2 protein-coding genes and 2 pseudogenes are annotated in these 1,893 nt (G+C 42.0%); 3 read left to right on the top strand and 1 reads right to left on the bottom strand.

Annotation, left to right across the window (positions count from 1 at the left end; translation table 11 throughout):
- From IQ259_RS26865 to IQ259_RS26855, 3 genes and pseudogenes are all read left to right on the top strand, one after another.
- Positions 1–196, top strand: a pseudogene (locus IQ259_RS26865) (IS630 family transposase); the annotation flags it as partial.
- 26 nt (positions 197–222) lie between these two features.
- A pseudogene (locus IQ259_RS26860) lies at positions 223–534 on the top strand (galactokinase); the annotation flags it as partial.
- A complete protein-coding gene (locus tag IQ259_RS26855) occupies positions 524–934 on the top strand; it encodes a signal peptidase I (protein ID WP_193889016.1) in 411 nt (136 codons plus the stop codon). The pseudogene IQ259_RS26860 and the gene IQ259_RS26855, both read left to right, overlap by 11 nt.
- A 34-nt stretch (positions 935–968) precedes the next feature.
- On the opposite strand, the gene IQ259_RS26850 is transcribed toward IQ259_RS26855, so the two are convergent.
- On the bottom strand, positions 969–1,634 hold the full coding sequence (locus IQ259_RS26850; protein ID WP_193889015.1) for a helix-turn-helix transcriptional regulator: 666 nt from the start codon (positions 1,632–1,634) through the stop codon (positions 969–971).
- Between the last annotated feature and the right edge of the window lie 259 nt (positions 1,635–1,893).

Here is a 1,893-nt window from a genome sequence, read left to right as displayed (position 1 = left end):
CTTTGCTCCTAACTGCCCATCCCAAAATCCTATAGAAGATATTTGGTTACAAGCAAAAACCTGGGTTAGACGTTTTTGCGCTTTAATTCCAACATTCTCTCATTTAAAGTGGATGTTTGAGTGGTTTCTCCGAAACACTACCTTTGATTTTCTCTCTCTCCAGATGTACGGAGCTTTTTCAGAAATCAAATACTAGTCCTATAGATGTGCAATATTTGAATAAACCGTGTCTTAGAAGTTTTGCAAGGAGTAACACCTGAGCGTTTTGGCGAATTGATGAACGCATCTCATGCTAGTTTGCGGGATGATTATGAAGTTTCTGTACCAGCATTAGATACATTGGTAGAAATTTTACAGCAAACCTCTGGTGTATTTGGTGCAAGGTTGACTGGTGCAGGTTTTGGAGGAGCTTGTGTGGCATTGGTAGCATTAGGTGCAGAAAAAGCCGCAACTCAAGTCCTTAAACAATACAAAGATGCAGGTGATACCGGACAAATTTTAGTTCCTGACTTCGAGGTGAATCATGCAGCCTAAAGTTATTTTTGGTAATGCTGTCAGCGGAGATGCAAATCGCTGGGGTTGGTTTATGGGACACTTTATCACCCCAGATGATGATCCACGCTCAACCGCAGCACTAGAAATTAAATGGGGTGTCCATAAAGCAGGAGACAGTAGAATCGAGTGGGCAGTAAATAACCAAGCTGCGACTCTTTCCATCTTGATTAATGGTCAATTTTGCCTTCAGTTTGAGGATAGGGAGATTACTTTATCTTGTGAGGGTGATTATGTGCTGTGGTGTGCAGGTGTGCCACATTGTTGGGTTGCTCAGTCTGACTGCACTATTTTGACGGTGAGATGGCCTTCAGTACCAAATGATAGCATAGGCGTGCGATCGCACAGTGTCTCTTCTGGAGAATCGCTGAAATTAAGATAGGCCAATAGGGAAGCTTATAGTTTTTGGTGTAAGTTTAGATCATTTCTGCTAGTTGATTGTTTAGGGTTTCGAGATCAATTTCGTATCCTTGGAATAGTTTACTGGCAGTCGTCTTGTCTGTTTCAGCTAGACGGAGTAAACCCCATAACAGATGTTCAGTTCCAATAGAGTTCTTACCTGGAAGCCGAACAACTTGCAAGGCAAGCTCTAGAACGAATTTACTCTGCCGGCTAAATTTCGGATTCTCACGAGATTCAAAAGAATGCTCATTGGTTTCGATGACTAAGGTCATGCCATTTGCTCGAAGTAAACAAGCACTTGTTGTGGTTTGATCAGCCAACAAGCCAGCCAGCAGATGTTCTAGCTCGACTTGTGATTTGTGCGATCGCGCTGCCTCATTTCGTGCAAACTGAACCGCGTTGATTGCCTTTTGAGTAAACCTCTCAAAACCAAACTCGAAACCAAAGTAATTTTTGAATCGCTCAACAAGTGTTTGCATAGAATTTTTTTCCTCATAAATGAAAACGTTTTCGAGTGAAACGTTGAACAGACTAGCAATTTTAAAAGCCATATCTAGGCTGGGATCAAACTTGCCAGATTCAAAACCATTGACCGCTTGACGACTGACTCCTAATTCCCTAGCAAGGTCAGATTGTGACCACTGGTGCAGTTGTCGAAGTTCTTTCAATCGGTTTTTCATGGCTTTGTCTGTTCTTTGTCAAGTATTACTTTACATAGTTGTCCCCATCTTTGTCAAGTAGAACTTGACAAAGATGATTTACGGTAATGTTTGGGGTAGTAGAACATCCTGCTCCAGATAAAAGAAACACTCCTTAGTGGTGCAGAAAACTTTCCGGACTTTCAAGTTGAGAACACAGTGACACGGAAGAACTCAATTTGTTGCTCTATCTGCGTTCGTTTTTTTAGTGAAGCAGTGGCAGGTGGAGGACTGTTTCGAG

Source organism: Fortiea sp. LEGE XX443 (assembly GCF_015206815.1).
Lineage (GTDB): Bacteria > Cyanobacteriota > Cyanobacteriia > Cyanobacteriales > Nostocaceae > Nostoc_B.
This window is presented reverse-complemented; position numbering and strand designations above follow the sequence as displayed.